The following is a 15,294-nucleotide window of genomic DNA, read 5'->3' as shown; positions in this document are numbered from 1 at the left end:
AAAACAAACTGGGCATAACAAACTAATTCGTCGACTATATGACACACTGTTGAGTTCTCAAGTATCAGACGCACACGCTAGACTCTCTCGAATCCCCGCGGGGCAACCTGTGAAACGTTACTCGCACGTCCTGGCTTCGTCAACTCGATGTGAGCGACTTTGGCATTCGGTGCATCGCACTTCGACTCTTGCAAGCTTCGGGCCAAGAAGGCCCAGTGGCTGGGAGCCGCTGGTGCGACATGCAGAAACTTAGCACCCCCTCCCGGGGGCGGCGCAACTCGGGGGCCACCCTTTTGTGTTTCCGCAGGTCAGCGAGGTGCGGGAGCCGCCCGAGGGCTGCGTCGATAGGCCGAGACGGTCGGTTCACCACGCAACCAGAACCGCCAGGGACGATCCGCGGCGCGACTCAGGCCGACCCGAGGCCCACAGCCGATCGAGCCCGTGGGGGCTGGGAGGCCCGGTTGCAGGGTCACCAGGTCCTCGCGGAGATCCACACCGTCGTGGTCCAGCGTTAATCCGAGGACCTGACCCAACCGACCCGGGCCACGTGCGAGCTCTTGGCCGGCGCGTCGTGGCGCCCGGGCACGGGCGATGGCCTCACCCGAGACCACTTCCCCGGCTCGAAGCAGAACGGCGCCGGCGGCGCCCTCGGGGTTCACGGTGATGTTGACGCACACGTGAATCCCGTAGGAGAGGTAGCAGTACAGGTGGCCGGCTGGACCGAACATGGTCGTGGTTCGCGGGGTGGGGCCACCGAAGGCGTGCGAGCCGGGGTCGTCTCCCCCGGCGTACGCCTCCACCTCGGTGATCCGCACCGTCACCCCAGCGTGGGTGAGGTGACGCCCCAGAAGTCGCGGCGCCACCTCGCACGGTTCGCCCACCAGTTGGGCGTCGAACTCACCTGCTTGCCACTCCACTGCGCAGAAGGTTTCTCAGGAGGCGACAGTGCGCCGCGCGTCCACGACAGCGCGCAACTCGGAGAGTTGCTCGTTCACTCTCACCGGTGCGGTTCCTCCGCGTCCCACTCGAGCGGACACCGACCCCTCGGCAGTGAGGACGTCTCGCACCTGGGGGGTCAGCTGGGGAGAGATCTGGGCGAAGTCGTCGTCGCTGAGTTCGTGGAGTTCGATTCCTCGCTCCTCACAGCGCCGTACGCAGGCCCCGGCAACCTCGTGGGCGACCCGGAACGGGGTGCCGTTGCGCACCAGCCATTCCGCGACGTCGGTCGCCAGGGAGAACCCCTGCGGCGCCAACTCGGCCATGCGCTCACGGTCGAAGGTCAGGGTCGCGATCATTCCGGTGAACGCCGGCAACAACACCTCGAGGGTGTCCACCGAGTCGAAGACGGGTTCCTTGTCCTCCTGGAGGTCCCGGTTGTAGGCCAACGGGAGGGCCTTGAGGGTGGCCAGCAGTCCGGCCAGGTTCCCGATCAGCCTTCCCGCCTTGCCCCGAGCCAGTTCGGCGATGTCGGGGTTCTTCTTCTGCGGCATGATGCTCGACCCGGTCGACCAGGAGTCGTGCAGAGTGCTGAACCCGAACTCGCGGGTGGACCACAGGATCACCTCTTCGGCCAGCCGGCTGATGTCGACGCCGATCTGGGCGGTGACGAAGGCGAACTCGGCCACGAAGTCGCGGGCCGCGGTGCCGTCGATGGAGTTGGCGCTGGATCCCGAGAAGCCGAGATCCCGAGCCACCGCCTCGGGGTCCAGACCGAGGGTGGATCCCGCCAGAGCACCCGAGCCGTACGGCGAATCCGCCGCCACCCGGGCATCCCAGTCGGCCAGACGGTCGACGTCGCGCAGCAGGGGCCAGGCGTGCGCCAACAGGTGATGGGCCAGGAGGACCGGTTGGGCGTGTTGGAGATGAGTTCGTCCCGGCATGATCGTGGGCTGCTCCCCCAGGTGATCCTCGGCCTGGACGGCCAGCGCTTCCACCAGATCGAGGACCATTCCCCGGACGATCTGGGCGTGCTCTCGGAGGAACACCTTGAACAGGGTGGCGATCTGGTCGTTGCGACTACGACCCGCGCGGAGTCGCCCGCCGATCTCGGTGCCCACCTCCACCAACAGAAGCCGTTCGAGGGCCCCGTGGACATCCTCGTCGCTGGGATCCGGACGCAGGGTGCCGGCGTCGTACGCCGCCTCGAGCGCCTGGATCCCTCGGGTCAACTCGCCGTGATCCGCCTCGGTCAGCAGGCCCGCCCGGAACAGCGCCCCGGCGTGGGCGCGACTACCAGCTAGGTCGTACGGCGCCAGCCGCCAGTCGAAGTGGGTCGATCGGGACAGCGCCTCCAACTCCGGTGAGGGTCCCCCGGCAAAACGTGCTCCCCACAGGGCGCCTTCGTTGGTCGTGCTCACTGGTCTCCTTGTAGAACATCTCGGGTACGGACGGCCTGCACCGCCTGAACGGCACGCACCATCACGTCACACAGGTCGGGGGTAACCACCCTTCCTCGGGTGGCCAGTTCCTGCGGCAACCACCATTGTGCCGCGAGGACCGTGTCGACCTCGGCTGGTTCCAGGTGCGCGAAACTGATCTCCGTGTCGCGTTCTAGCTCCATGGCGAAGAACGTCGAGTCACCGAGATAGGCGCGCCCGTCGTAGCTGAACTCATGACGGTCTTGATGGAACGGCCCGATCAGAGACGCAGCCTGGGCGACGATGCCGGTTTCCTCGTGGAGTTCGCGGAGGGCCGCCTCGGTCAGGGTCTCCCCCGCGTCGACGGCGCCTCCGATCGTTCCCCAACGGGTCGTTCCGGGGTGGGCGGGGTCCTGATCCTCCAGGAGCAGGACCTCGCCGGACGCCGCGACGGGGATCACCCGGGCGGTGACCCGTAGCAGCGGTGTCATCAGTCGGTGCCGAACTCCATCGCCGCCGCGTCCAACGCTTCGTCGTCGAGGAACGAGTCAGAGCGGGGGTTCTCGGTGATCCGGCTGGCTCCACCGGGCTCCAGCTCGCCGTAGAGCGTGCCGTTCTCGACCAGGACCTGGCCCTGTTCGAGGGGTTGGCCGGCGTACAGCTCGAGCTTGGCGCGGCTGTCCGCGATGTCGAGGTTCCGCATGGTCAGCTGGCCGATCCGGTCCAGGGGGCCGAAGGCGGCGTTTTCCGTGCGCTCCATCGACAGCTTGTCCGGGTGGTAGGAGAAGGCCGGACCGTCGGTCGACAGGATCGAGTAGTCCTCGCCGCGGCGCAGCCGCAGGACGACCTCGCCGGTGACCAGGGAGGCGACCCAGCGCTGCAGCGCCTCGCGGATCATCAGGGCCTGGGGGTCCAACCAGCGGCCCTCGTAGAGGAGCCGGCCGAGTCGACGACCCTCGGAGTGGTAGCTGGCGATGGTGTCCTCGTTGTGAACCGCGTTCAGCAGTCGTTCGTAGGCGATCCACAGCAACGCCATCGCAGGTGCTTCGTAGATGCCGCGGGACTTGGCCTCGATGATGCGGTTCTCGATCTGGTCGGACATGCCCAACCCGTGCCGGCCACCGATGGTGTTGGCCTCGTGCACCAGTGCGACGGGGTCACTGAACTCCACGCCGTTGATCGCGACCGGACGACCGGCCTCGAAACGGATCGAGACGTCCTCGGTCTCGATGTTGACCGACGGATCCCAGAACTTCACGCCCATGATCGGCTCGACGATCTCCAGGGAGGTGTCGAGGTGCTCGAGGGTCTTGGCCTCGTGCGTCGCGCCCCAGATGTTGGCGTCGGTGGAGTACGCCTTCTCCTGGCTGTCGCGGTAGGGCAATCCACGCGCGACGAGCCACTGGCTCATCTCGTCACGGCCGCCGAGCTCGTGGACGAAGTCGGCGTCCAGCCACGGCTTGTAGATCCGCAGATCGGGGTTGGCCAACAGTCCGTAACGGTAGAACCGCTCGATGTCGTTGCCCTTGAAGGTGGAGCCGTCGCCCCAGATGTCGACGCCGTCCTCGTGCATGGCGCGGACCAGCATCGTGCCGGTGACCGCGCGACCCAGCGGCGTGGTGTTGAAGTAGGTCCGGTTGCCGGAGCGGATGTGGAAGGCGCCGCAGGCGATAGCGGCGAAGCCCTCCTCGACCAGCTGGGTGCGGCAGTCGACGGCGCGAGCCAACTCGGCGCCGTACTCCTTGGCGCGATCGGGTACGCCGGAGATGTCGCGTTCGTCGTACTGGCCGATGTCGGCGGTGTAGGTGCACGGGATGGCACCCTTCTCGCGCATCCAGGCGACTGCGACAGAGGTGTCGAGGCCGCCGGAGAACGCGATTCCGACGCGTTCGCCCGTGGGAAGTGAGGTCAGGACCTTGCTCACGTGATGGGTTCCTTCAAGTTGTTGGGCTTCTGGTCTGGTTTGGTCAGGTCGTGCTTGGTGTCGCTGGCCAGGGCCAGGAATCGGCGGGCGAGTTCCTCGCCCCCGGCCGGGTCGCGGCTGATGACCAGCACGGTGTCGTCCCCGGCGATGGTGCCGAGGACCTCGGGCAGTTCGACCTTGTCGAAGGACGAGGCGAGTAGTTGGGCTGCTCCGGGCGGGGTACGGAGCACGACGAGGTTGGCGCTGGCGTCGGCGCTGACGAGCAACTCACCGCACCAGCGCGCGAGGCGCTGCATGGCGGCGTCGGTGCCGGTCGGCGCCGAGGGTCGTCGGTCACCGCCCTCGGCGGGAACGGCGTAGACCATCCCGCCCCCGGCGGAGCGCACCTTGAGGGCGTCGAGTTCGACCAGGTCCCGGGACAGCGTGGCCTGGGTGACCTCGATGCCGTCGGCGCGCAGCAACTCGGAGAGCTCGCTCTGCGAGTGCACCTCGTGCCTGGCGACGAGGTCGATGATCAGCTGCAACCGGGCGTTCTTGGTGGTGGGGCGCACTGCTCCTTCGGTCATGGCGTCCGCACCTCCTCCCCTGACGGGGCTGACGGGGATGACGGGGCAGAACCCAGCACGAAGGCGAGAATCGCCTTCTGAGCGTGTCGGCGGTTCTCCGCCTCGTCCCAGACGACGCTCTGCGGCCCGTCGAGAACCTCGGCGGCGATCTCCTTGCCGCGGTAGGCCGGCAGACAGTGCAGCGCGATCGCCTCGTCGTGGGCCAGGGCCATCAGGTCGGCGGTCAGGGAGTACGGCGCAAACACGTGCTCGCGGGCCCCCTGCTCGTCCTCCTTGCCCATGGAGATCCAGGTGTCGGTCACCACGACGTCGGCGCCTCGCACGACAGCCTGCGCATCGGTGTCGACCACGACGCTGCCGCCGGTGGTGGCGGCGATGCCGGACGCGGTCGCGTGGGTGGCGTCGTCGGGTAGGTAGTCGCCTGGGGCGCCGATGCGTACGTGCATCCCGGCCGTGGTCCCGGCGAGCATCCACGACTTGGCCATGTTGCAGGCGCCGTCACCGACGAAGGCCACCGTGCGTCCCGCGAGATCGCCGCGCTGTTCGCGGATGGTGAGCAGGTCGGCCACGACCTGGCAGGGGTGGAAGTCGTCGGTCAGTGCGTTGACGACCGGGACCCCGGCCCACTGCGCCATCAGTTCGAGATCCGACTGGTGGAAGGTCCGCCACACGATGGCCGCACTCTGACGGCCCAGGACCCGCGCCACGTCCTCGACGGACTCGCGGATGCCGATGCCCGCCAAACGTCCTTCGACGAGCATGGGGTTGCCGCCCAGTTCCGCGATACCGGCGGCGAACGAGGTCTGGGTCCGCAACGTGGGCTTGTCGAAGATCATGGCCACCGAACGCGGTCCCTCGAGGGGACGCGCGGCGTACGGCGAGGCCTTGAACGCCGCGGCCAGGTTCAGTACCTCGTGCTGTTCGGCAGGGCTCAGGTCATCGTCCCTCAGGAAGTGCCTCATCTGGGGCCTCATCCGGAGACCGCTACCTGGGCGACGTCGAGGAAGCCCGGCCACGCAGCCAAGAACTCGGCGACGTCGACGTCGGTGACCACCAGCGGCGGCGCGAGACGGATCCGGTCGGGTCCGGTGGCGTTGATGATCCACCCGGACTCCTGGGCCGCAGCGACCACCTCGGGAGCCTTGGCCTCGCTCAGGCTGATGCCGACCAGGACACCGACTCCACGGACCTCGGTGACCCGGGCGTCGGTCGACACTCCTGCGCGCAGGCGCTCTCCCACCGTGGTGGCGCGCTCGAGCAGACCCTCGTTCCGGATCGTCTCGATGACCGCCAATGCTGCCGCGCACGACAAGGGGTTGCCCCCGAAGGTCGTGCCGTGGTTGCCGGGGCCGAACAGGTGCGCCGCCGGACCGAAGCCCAGGCAGGCCCCGATGGGGACTCCCCCGCCCAGTCCCTTGGCCAGCGTGACGATGTCGGGGGTCACACCGGAGGGGTGACTGGCCAGCCAGTGTCCGGTGCGGCCCATGCCGCTCTGGACCTCGTCCAACCACAGCAGCGCGCCGTGCTCCTGGGTGATGCGACGGGCCGCCTGCAGGAACTCCTTCGAGGCGACGTTGACGCCGGCCTCACCCTGCAGCGGTTCGATGATCACCGCTGCGGTCTCGTCGGTCACGGCCGCAGCGAGCGCCTCTTCGTCCGCGAACGGCACCCACGTCACGTGACCGGGGAGCGGCTCGAACGGAGCCCGGTAGGCCTCCTTCGATGTCAGGGCGAGGCTGCCCATCGTGCGACCGTGGAACGCGTCCTCCATCGCGACGATGTGTGTCCGACCGGTGAGCCGGGTCATCTTCAGCGCAGCCTCGTTGGCCTCGGCACCGGAGTTGCAGAAGAACACCCGACCCTCGACCCCGTCGTACGCCGCGAGCGACAGCAGGGTCTCGGCCAGCTCCACCTGCAACGGAGTGGTGAAGAAGTTGGACACGTGGCTCAGGGTCGAGATCTGCTCGCTGACCGCCGAAATGAGGGCTGGGTGGGCGTGACCCAGGGTGTTCACGGCGATGCCGCCCAAGAAGTCGACGTACTCCTTACCGTTGGCGTCCCACACGTGGGCACCCTGCCCCCGGGTGAGCACCATCTTCGGCGGGCCGAAGGTGTTCATCAGGGAGTCCTGGTAGCGCTCGATCCACTCGGATCCAGCCGTGTCCGCAGCGTCGGTCATGAGATCTCCCGTGCCTTGCGGGTCTTGGTCTCCACCCCGGGCAGGACCTGGGTCCCGACGCCCTCGTCGGTGAAGAGCTCGAGGAGGACGGCGTGGGGCTCACGGCCGTCGACCACGGTGGCACGAGGTACGCCGCCCTGCAGCGCCTCGAGGCAGGCCTTCATCTTCGGGACCATGCCGGAGGCCAGGTCGGGCACGATCTTCTCGAGAGATTCGGGGCTGATCTCGCCGACCACCTCATCGGGGTCCGGCCAGTCGAGGTAGAGGCCTTCGACGTCGGTCAGGACGAGCAGCTTCTCCGCCTTCAACGCCACCGCCAGGGCCGCAGCCGCCGAGTCTGCGTTCACGTTGTGCACCAGCCCGTTGACGTCGGGAGCCACACTGGAGACCACGGGGATTCGACCGGCGTCGATGATGTCGATGACCGACTCGGGGCGCACGCGGGCGACCTCACCGACCAGGCCGAGATCCACCTCCTCGCCGTCGACGATCGTGTTGGTCGGTTCGGCGGTGAAGAGCCCGGCGTCCTCACCGGACAGGCCCACCGCGAGCGGACCGTGCTCGTTGATCAGGCCGACCAGTTCGCGCTGCACCTGACCGACCAGGACCATCCGGACGACGTCCATCGCCTCGGGGGTGGTGACTCGTAGGCCGCCCTTGAACTCGGACTCGATGCCCAACCGGTCCAGCATCTTCGAGATCTGGGGGCCGCCACCGTGCACGATGACGGGTCGGAATCCGGCGAAGCGGAGGAACGCGATGTCTTCGGCGAAGGCTCGCTTGAGGGTGTCGTCGGTCATGGCGTTACCGCCGTACTTCACCACGACGATCTTCCCGTGGTAGCGCTTGAGCCAGGGCAACGCCCCGGCCAGGATCCGCGCCTTGTTCTGATCCGGCTTGCCGGGCTCCGGGTTCGGCACGGCTGGCTTGATGGGTGCGGTGGGCTTGGTGTCTTCAGAATTCATGATGAGTACGCACTGTTCTCGTGGACGTAGGCATGGGTGAGGTCGTTGGTCCAGATCGTGGCCCGCTCGGATCCGGACTTGAGGTCGATGGTCACGCTGACCTCGCGGTCCTCGAGGTTCACTCCGGTGGGGTCCTCGGCGGGGGTGGAGGATCGACAGACCCAGACACCGTTCATCGCGACGTCGAGGTCGGCGGGGTCGAAGGCGGCCTGGGTGGTCCCGATGCTGGCCAGCACGCGGCCCCAGTTGGGGTCCTTGCCGAAGACGGCGGCCTTGAAAAGGTTGCTTCGTGCGACGCTGCGACCGACCTCGACGGCCTCGTCCTCGGACGCTGCGTTGAGGACCGTGATGGCGATCTCGTGATCGGCACCCTCGGCATCCTTGAGCAACTGCATGGCCAGGTCGGTGCAGGCCTGGGTGAGCGCTTCGGTGAAGTCCGGCAGCGAGGGTGTGATGCCGCTGGCCCCGCTGGCCAGGACGCTGACCGTGTCGTTGGTGGACATGCAACCGTCGGAGTCGAGTCGGTCGAAGCTGACCCGGGTCGCCGCACGCAAGGCGCGGTCGAGGTCGGCGGCGGGGACGATCGCGTCGGTGGTGATCACCACGAGCATCGTGGCCAACGCGGGGGCCAGCATGCCGGCTCCCTTGGCCATTCCGCCGATCGACCATCCGGCTCCTTCGACCACAACCTGCTTGCTCACCGAGTCGGTGGTCATGATGGCTTCCGCGGCGGCGTTGCCTGCGAGCTTCGCGTCGTCGGAGAGGGCCGCGTGGGCGCCGTCGACACCGTCGAGCACCTGCTGGCGCGGATTGGTCAGACCGATGAGACCGGTGGAACAGACCAACACGTCGAAGGCGTCGATCCCGACGAGTTCGGCGACGCGCTCGGCGACGGCGTGGGTGGTCTGGAACCCCTCGGGACCGGTGTAACAGTTGGCACCACCGGAGTTCAGCACGATGGCCCGGGCGACACCGTTCTTGGCGACCTCCTGGCTCCAGAGGATCGGGTTGGCCTTGCACCGGTTGCTGGTGAAGACACTGGCCGAGTCGAAGTGGGGGCCGTGATTGACGACCAGGGCGACGTCCTTGGCCCCAGTGGACTTCAGGCCCGCGGGCACTCCGGCAGCGGAGAAGCCTTGCGGTTGGGTGACGCTCACGACGCCACCCCCTGAGGATACGAGCGCAGCGAGGCCCGGAGGGGGGTGCGCTGAGGGAGCAATCCAGTGCAGCTCACTTGTTCTTGCCCTTCGTGACCGGTACGGCGGGAGCCACCGTGTGTCCCTGGTTGGTCCAGACCTCAGCGGCGTCGGCGGCGCGCGCGACCGGGATCAGGATCCAGTCGGTGTCGAACGTCGAGAGCGTGAAGACGCTGATGTCGGCCTCGGCCAGCGGCGCCAGTAGTCCGGCGAGGATGCCGGTCAGGCTGAAGTCCAGGGGGCCTTCCACGGCGAAGGCCGTGAAGGGCTTCTGGTGCACGGCCTTCGCCGGCACGCTGCGAGCCGCGCAGACCACCGAGGTCTCGGTGGCGGTCGCGGTGATCGAGAAGATCGACGACGACTCCGCCCAAGTGGGGATCTCGGCACCCGGTCCGAGGCGGACCACGGCGAGGGTCTCGGGGAACTGCTGGATGTTGAAGGTGGCGTTCGAGGATTCGGTCATGGTGCGACTCCCACTGTGGTGAGGCCCAAGGACTCTTCGAGTCCGAGCGCGAGGTTCATGCACTGGACCGCAGCGCCGCCGGTTCCCTTGGCGAGGTTGTCCACGGCGCCGACCGCGATCAGGCGGTTCGCCGTCGGGTCGACGGTGACCTGGAGGTGCACGGCGTTCGACCCGATGACCGACTGGGTCTGGGGCCATTGGCCCTGGGGCAGGACGTGGACGAACGGTTCTTCGGCGTACGCACTGAGATAGGCGGCGTAGGCGTCATCGGCGCTCACCGAGCCCGCCAGCGGAGCCGAGCAGGTCGCCAGGATGCCGCGAGACATCGGCACCAGCATCGGGGTGAAGCTGACTTTGAGGTCCGCGTCGGTGACCAGCCCGAGGTTCTGCGTGATCTCCGGAGTGTGCCGGTGGGTGCCGCCCACGGCGTACGCACTGGCGTTGCCCATGATCTCGCTGCCGAGCAGGTGCGTCTTGGCGGCCTTGCCGGCGCCGCTGGTGCCCGAGGCGGCCACGACGACCAGATCCGGCTCGACCAGACCCGCGGCCAGGGCGGGGAGCAGCGCCAGAGTGGACACCGTCGGGTAGCAACCGGGTACGGCGATGCGGGTGGCCGACCGGAGGACTTCCCGCTGGCCGGGGAGTTCAGGCAGACCGTAGGGCCAGGTGCCGGCATGGTCGCCGCCGTAGAAGCGCTCCCAGTCGGAGGGATCCAACAGTCGGAAGTCGGCGCCGCAGTCGATGACCAGGGTGTCGGGCCCCAACTGGGCCGCGATCTCGCCGGACTGTCCGTGCGGAAGCCCGAGGAAGACCACGTCATGACCGGCCAGGGTCTCGGCGTTGGTCGGCTCGAGAACCCGGTCGGCGAGCGGGACCAGGTGCGGCTGCAAGGTGCCCAGCAACTCCCCCGCGTTCGAGCCGCCCGTGAGGGCTCCGATCTCGACCCCGGGGTGGCTCAGCAGCAGGCGGAGCACCTCACCCCCGGCGTACCCGCTTGCTCCAGCGACCGCGATCCTTTTCAACGTCATGTGTATGACTATACAGCCGAGCGAATCTTTCGTGTATTCGGGTAGTTTCGGGCCATGTGGACCAGATGCTCACAAGGGCTTACCGCCAAGGTGCTGCGGCTCTGAGTCGGCTCCAACGGGAGCGATTCTGCGGCGCCGTGAGACTGGAAGTGGGCTGACCCGTCGGTAACCGCCACACTCGGAGCGTGATGTACAAGGTCCTGCACCGTGTCGTGCCTCCGATCGCCAAAGCCGTTTGGCGCCCCGACGTACGCGGCCTCGAGAACGTGCCCGCCACGGGCGGGGTGATCCTGGCGAGCAACCACCTCAGTTTCGTCGACTCCGCCGTCATCCCTGTGCTGTTGCCGCGCAAGGTTGTCTTCTTGGCCAAGTCCGACTACTTCGAGGGGCCCGGCATCAAGGGCTTCTTGACCAAGGCCTGGTTCGAGGGGCTCGGGATGCTGCCGGTGGACCGCGACGACACCAAGGCGGCTCTGGCCAGCCTCGACGTCGCACTCGAGGTGCTGGGACGCGGGGAGGCGTTCGGCATCTATCCCGAGGGCACCCGTTCACGCGACGGCCTTCTCTACCGGGGCCGCACCGGAGTCGCCCACCTCGCGCTCACCGCCGGCGTGCCGGTCGTCCCGGTCGGATTGATCGGCACCGAGAACATTCAGCCGGTGGGGACCTCGATTCCCCGCCGGGTTCCCGTCTCGGTCGCCTTCGGTGAACCCATCACGTCAGTCGGACGTTTCGACGGCGTACCCCTGGGCAAGGCCCGCCGGGTCCTGACCGACGAGATCATGACGGCCATCCAGAAGTTGTCGGGTCAGGAAGAAGCAGGGGCCTACAACGACCGGAGCGCGACCGCCCCCTGATCCACCGCGCAATCAAAGGCTGAGCTGCTTGCGCTCATCCTGATCGCGTTTTAGCGTGGCTCGGTGGGCACACTGAACGGAACTCGGACCGCGCTGCTCGTCGTCGACGTCCAGCAGGCCAACACCAACGACGGCTACGAGCGCACCGAGGTCTACGGACGCATCCGTGGGCTCATCAGCCGCGCCAAGGCCGTCGACGCACCTGTGCTGTGGATCCAGCACGAAACGCAGGGCGGTCCCATGGACCCGGGGTCCGACGGATGGCGCATCGTCCCCGAGGTGGCACCGACTGCCGGGGAGACGGTCATCGCGAAGCGCTACCTCGACGCCTTCACCGACACCCCATTGCGAGACACGCTCAACGAACTCGAGGTGGGGCGGCTCGTCATTTGTGGCGCGGCAACGGACGCCTGCATCCGCACCACGACGATGCGCGCCCTGATCGAGGGCTACGACACCACCCTGGTTTCCGACTCCCACACCACGGACGTCGGGCCGTGGGACCTGCCCCTTCCCGACGGCCGCACCGTTTCGGTCGGCGCGGAGCAGATGATCGCGTTCACCAACTTCTTCGTCGAGGACACGCAGTACCCCGGCGTCACAACCGAGGTCGTCCCTGCCGAACAGATCGAGTTCTGAGCACCGTTTATCAACACTTCTCCGACGACTCAGCCGTGTGCCTCAGTCCGACTCTTGCCTCGATCTCGGGCACACGACCAACTCGGGTGTCAGCCGATGCTGCGAGGCGGGTTTCAGGACACCCACCGGAGCTCCGGGATGCTCAGAGGGGTGCAACCGAGTTCCCATGGCAGATCGCTGCCAAGCGCTCTGACGATCCACCGCCCGACGTCAAAGGACCAGAGATGACTCAGCCACCACCTAGCCCGCCCACCATCCTGGTCGGCCGCAACCGGAACGGTGGGCGATGGTGAGCGACATGACGGGTCGAGCGCTGCTCAACGACCCACGGCGCAACAAGGGCACCGCATTCACCCGAGCCGAACGTAAAACCTACGCCCTCGAAGGCTTGTTGCCCGCGAGGGTGGAGACGATGGCCGAGCAGTGCGCGCGGTTGCGTAACAAGTTCGATCGGCTCCACGACGACCTGGAGCGGCACGTCTTTCTCCGCGCACTTCAAGACACCAACCAAACACTGTTCTACGGCTTCGTCGATGGCCAGTTGGACGAGATGCTTCCGATCCTCTACACCCCGACGGTGGGTCTGGCGTGCGAGGAATTCAGCCACATCTACCGTCGGCCACTCGGGCTGTTCGTGAGCTATCCGGATCGAGACCGGATGACCGCGCAGTTCGATGCGCTCGACGACGACGTCGACGTCATTGTCGTGACCGACGGCGAACGCATCCTCGGCCTCGGCGACCAAGGCCTTGGGGGAATGGGCATCCCGATCGGCAAACTTTCGCTGTACACCGCGGCCGGAGGTGTAGATCCCGGTCGCACCCTGCCGATCTTCCTCGACGCGGGGACCAACAATCAGCAACTCCTCGATGACCCGCTCTATCTCGGGTGGCGGCATGAGCGCATCGTCGGCGCGGACTACGACGAGTTCGTCGAACGATTCGTCGAGGCGCTCGTTGCTCGATTCCCTCGTGTTCTCTTGCAGTGGGAGGACTTTGCCGGCCATCACGCCACCACGCTGCTGAACCGCTACCGGGATCGCGTGCTCAGCTTCAACGACGACATTCAAGGGACGGCAGCAGTGACCCTCGCCGCCATCCACTCCGCGGCAGCAGTCACCGGCTCGACGCTCGCCGACCAGCGAATCTGCATCGTCGGCGCTGGATCCGCCGGAACCGGTATTGCCGGAATGCTGGCCGACGCGATCGCGGCAGAGGGCGTCGATGATCCCGAGTCGCAGTTGTTCCTGACCGATGCCTCCGGGTTACTGCACGATCGACGAGATGACCTGGTCGACTTCCAACAACGGTTCGCCCAGCCATGGGCGCGCGTCGCCGAGTGGGCGACGGCCGAAGGCCCGACGACCCTCGAAACGGTCGTGACCCACGCTCGCCCCACGGTCTTGATCGGTGTTTCCGGCCAAGGAGGGCTGTTCAGTCGGTCCGTCATCATGGCGATGGCCGACGCCACTGAACGACCGATCGTCATGCCCCTGTCCAACCCGACCAGCCACGCCGAGGCCACGCCCGCGGACCTCATGAAGTGGACCGATGGACGCGCACTGATCGCTACTGGCAGCCCGTTCGAGCCTGTTGTCCACGACGGGGTGACCCACACGATCTCGCAGTCGAACAACATCTACGTCTTCCCAGGAATCGGCCAGGGCGCCCGCATCTCCAACGCAACCACGATCACCGATGCCATGCTCCGCGCCGCTGCGATCGGAGTCGCCGATCAAAGCCCGTGCCGATCCGGCGCGAGCGCTGAGGGTGTGCTGCCCGCCCTCGACCAGGTGCAGGCCGTGAGTAAGCGAATAGCGCTGGCCGTGGCTCAGGCCGCGCGCGCTGAAGGTGTCGGCGACGACGTCGCGGACAGCGAGCTCGAGCGCCGGCTCGACCGTGCCTGGTGGACTCCCGTCTACCAACCCTTCGGCGAGGAAGCGCTGCGATGACCGATGGGTCCCGCATCCCCGGCGCCGCTCTGCTGCTCGAGACCATGTCGCATCGTTTCAGTTCGTCGATGTCGTAGCCGGCATCCGCCCTCCTCTGCCCCCAGATTCGCTTCGATTCCTTGTTTGAATACTGTTACTCTCTTGTTGGTGTTCTGTTTGTGGATAACCCCGATTTCGGGGTCGGAGTGTCGGTGCTCAGTGCTGGAATAGACACATGGCCAAGGACACCAGCACTCTGAATCGGGATCACCCGATCGTGGCTGCTGCGTGCGATATCCAGGCCAATCTGGCGTCCGTGACCGGTCACACGACGTGGTCGATGAGGGACGATGACGCCCGCGAAGCAGTTCTCCTCCTCACCGAGTTGGAGGCCCAGGTCGCTGAACTCGGCAGCCGGGTCCTGGCTGAGGCCGACCGCCGTGACGTCGCCGGCGACACCGGCGGGACTTCCACGGCGAACTGGTTGGCTCACACCACGAAACTCACCCGAAGCGAAGCGAACCGGCGGGTCAAGCAGGCGAAGGCACTCGACACCCACGAGCAGACCCGCTGCGCGTTGGCCACCGGTGACCTTCACGTCGAACAAGCAGAAGTCATCGCCCGTGCCGTGGATTCCCTGCCCACCGACAAGTGCCCACCCGAAACCGTGGCTGAGGTCGAGAAGGTCCTGATCGAGAACGCGTCCGAGTTCGACGCCAAGACGTTGAAGATCCTCGGCTGGCGGGTCTGGGAGGTCCTGGACCCCGAAGGTGCCGAAGCCTATGAGGCAGAACAGTTGGGGAAAGAGGAAGACTCAGCCCGCGACAAGACAAAGCTCACCATGCACGACGACGGCACCGGGGCCGTGCGGGGCAGGTTCGTGATCCCCTCCGCCCAAGGAGCAATGTTCCGCAAACTCCTCCTCGCCTTCGCCGCCCCAAAACACCGGGCCTCTAAGGACAAGGCCGAGGAGACCGACGACGTCGAGGAACTGACCGAACGGATCGCGACCCCGAAACGCATGGGTGAAGCGTTCTGTGAACTCATCGAATCCTTCCGAGCTGAAGACGCACCCCGCTCCGGTGGCGTCTCTGCGACCGCGGTCATCCACCTCGACTACGACACCCTCATCGGCGGCCTGAAGCCCGCGCACCTCGACACCGGGGAACCCATCAGCCCCGGCCAGGCCC

15 protein-coding genes are annotated in these 15,294 nt (G+C 66.9%); 4 read left to right on the top strand and 11 right to left on the bottom strand.

The features are described from left to right. Nucleotides 1–308: 308 nt before the first annotated feature. The 11 genes from ACYVLV_RS12060 to argC form a co-directional block, all read right to left on the bottom strand. The gene (locus tag ACYVLV_RS12060; protein WP_460810235.1) at nt 309–917 is read right to left on the bottom strand and encodes a DNA-3-methyladenine glycosylase; all 609 of its coding nucleotides are present in this window, start codon (nt 915–917) and stop codon (nt 309–311) included. Between the two features lie 15 nt (nt 918–932). Next, nucleotides 933–2,357: an argininosuccinate lyase gene (gene argH, locus ACYVLV_RS12055; protein ID WP_460810233.1), complete on the bottom strand. Its 1,425-nt coding sequence runs from the start codon at nt 2,355–2,357 to the stop codon at nt 933–935. Continuing rightward, nucleotides 2,354–2,848, bottom strand: coding sequence for an NUDIX hydrolase (locus tag ACYVLV_RS12050; RefSeq protein WP_460810231.1), 495 nt, complete (start codon nt 2,846–2,848; stop codon nt 2,354–2,356). The genes argH and ACYVLV_RS12050 overlap by 4 nt, the downstream gene beginning before the upstream one ends. Beyond that, nucleotides 2,848–4,281 carry an argininosuccinate synthase gene (gene argG / locus ACYVLV_RS12045; protein ID WP_460810229.1) on the bottom strand — a complete coding sequence of 478 codons (1,434 nt, stop codon included), beginning with the start codon at nt 4,279–4,281 and terminating at the stop codon, nt 2,848–2,850. The genes ACYVLV_RS12050 and argG overlap by 1 nt, the downstream gene beginning before the upstream one ends. Then, on the bottom strand, nt 4,278–4,847 hold the full coding sequence (locus ACYVLV_RS12040; protein ID WP_460810227.1) for an arginine repressor: 570 nt from the start codon (nt 4,845–4,847) through the stop codon (nt 4,278–4,280). Before ACYVLV_RS12040 ends, argG begins: the two co-directional genes overlap by 4 nt. Beyond that, complete coding sequence (gene argF, locus ACYVLV_RS12035) at nt 4,844–5,809, bottom strand: ornithine carbamoyltransferase (RefSeq protein ID WP_460810224.1); 966 nt, start codon at nt 5,807–5,809, stop codon at nt 4,844–4,846. The genes ACYVLV_RS12040 and argF overlap by 4 nt, the downstream gene beginning before the upstream one ends. Before the next feature lie 8 nt (nt 5,810–5,817). Next, nucleotides 5,818–7,026 (bottom strand): acetylornithine transaminase, encoded by a 1,209-nt coding sequence (locus ACYVLV_RS12030; protein ID WP_460810223.1) that lies wholly within the window; start codon nt 7,024–7,026, stop codon nt 5,818–5,820. Beyond that, a complete protein-coding gene (gene argB, locus ACYVLV_RS12025) occupies nt 7,023–7,991 on the bottom strand; it encodes an acetylglutamate kinase (RefSeq protein WP_460810221.1) in 969 nt (322 codons plus the stop codon). Before argB ends, ACYVLV_RS12030 begins: the two co-directional genes overlap by 4 nt. Beyond that, nucleotides 7,988–9,148 (bottom strand): bifunctional glutamate N-acetyltransferase/amino-acid acetyltransferase ArgJ, encoded by a 1,161-nt coding sequence (argJ, locus tag ACYVLV_RS12020; RefSeq protein ID WP_460810219.1) that lies wholly within the window; start codon nt 9,146–9,148, stop codon nt 7,988–7,990. The genes argB and argJ overlap by 4 nt, the downstream gene beginning before the upstream one ends. Before the next feature lie 73 nt (nt 9,149–9,221). Continuing rightward, entirely contained in the window at nt 9,222–9,650 is a 429-nt protein-coding gene (locus tag ACYVLV_RS12015) for an ACT domain-containing protein (RefSeq protein WP_460810218.1), read from the bottom strand. Then, nucleotides 9,647–10,678 (bottom strand): N-acetyl-gamma-glutamyl-phosphate reductase, encoded by a 1,032-nt coding sequence (argC, locus tag ACYVLV_RS12010; protein WP_460810217.1) that lies wholly within the window; start codon nt 10,676–10,678, stop codon nt 9,647–9,649. The genes ACYVLV_RS12015 and argC overlap by 4 nt, the downstream gene beginning before the upstream one ends. 188 nt (nt 10,679–10,866) lie before the next feature. Between argC and ACYVLV_RS12005 the strand changes: the two genes are divergently transcribed. The 4 genes from ACYVLV_RS12005 to ACYVLV_RS11990 all read left to right on the top strand — a co-directional run. Then, the gene (locus ACYVLV_RS12005) at nt 10,867–11,535 is read left to right on the top strand and encodes a lysophospholipid acyltransferase family protein (protein ID WP_460810257.1); all 669 of its coding nucleotides are present in this window, start codon (nt 10,867–10,869) and stop codon (nt 11,533–11,535) included. 63 nt (nt 11,536–11,598) lie between these two features. Then, nucleotides 11,599–12,174 carry an isochorismatase family protein gene (locus ACYVLV_RS12000; RefSeq protein WP_460810215.1) on the top strand — a complete coding sequence of 192 codons (576 nt, stop codon included), beginning with the start codon at nt 11,599–11,601 and terminating at the stop codon, nt 12,172–12,174. A 298-nt stretch (nt 12,175–12,472) separates the two neighbouring features. Next, on the top strand, nt 12,473–14,125 hold the full coding sequence (locus ACYVLV_RS11995; RefSeq protein WP_460810254.1) for an NAD-dependent malic enzyme: 1,653 nt from the start codon (nt 12,473–12,475) through the stop codon (nt 14,123–14,125). Between the two features lie 214 nt (nt 14,126–14,339). Beyond that, nucleotides 14,340–15,294, top strand: a 955-nt coding sequence (locus ACYVLV_RS11990) for a DUF222 domain-containing protein (RefSeq protein ID WP_460810213.1), incomplete at its 3' end; no start/stop codon positions are given.

Source organism: Nocardioides salsibiostraticola, assembly GCF_054783655.1.
Note: the sequence above shows the minus strand (reverse complement) of the source record. Positions and strands in the feature narration are given on the sequence as shown.

Coding starts and splice junctions, on each gene's coding strand:
- ACYVLV_RS12050 (WP_460810231.1), bottom strand. CDS start 2,848: ATGACACCGCTGCTACGGGTCACCGCCCGGGTGATCCCCGTCGCGGCG.
- ACYVLV_RS12040 (WP_460810227.1), bottom strand. CDS start 4,847: ATGACCGAAGGAGCAGTGCGCCCCACCACCAAGAACGCCCGGTTGCAG.
- argF (WP_460810224.1), bottom strand. CDS start 5,809: ATGAGGCACTTCCTGAGGGACGATGACCTGAGCCCTGCCGAACAGCAC.
- ACYVLV_RS12030 (WP_460810223.1), bottom strand. CDS start 7,026: ATGACCGACGCTGCGGACACGGCTGGATCCGAGTGGATCGAGCGCTAC.
- argB (WP_460810221.1), bottom strand. CDS start 7,991: ATGAATTCTGAAGACACCAAGCCCACCGCACCCATCAAGCCAGCCGTG.
- ACYVLV_RS12015 (WP_460810218.1), bottom strand. CDS start 9,650: ATGACCGAATCCTCGAACGCCACCTTCAACATCCAGCAGTTCCCCGAG.
- argC (WP_460810217.1), bottom strand. CDS start 10,678: ATGACGTTGAAAAGGATCGCGGTCGCTGGAGCAAGCGGGTACGCCGGG.
- ACYVLV_RS12005 (WP_460810257.1), top strand. CDS start 10,867: ATGTACAAGGTCCTGCACCGTGTCGTGCCTCCGATCGCCAAAGCCGTT.
- ACYVLV_RS11995 (WP_460810254.1), top strand. CDS start 12,473: ATGACGGGTCGAGCGCTGCTCAACGACCCACGGCGCAACAAGGGCACC.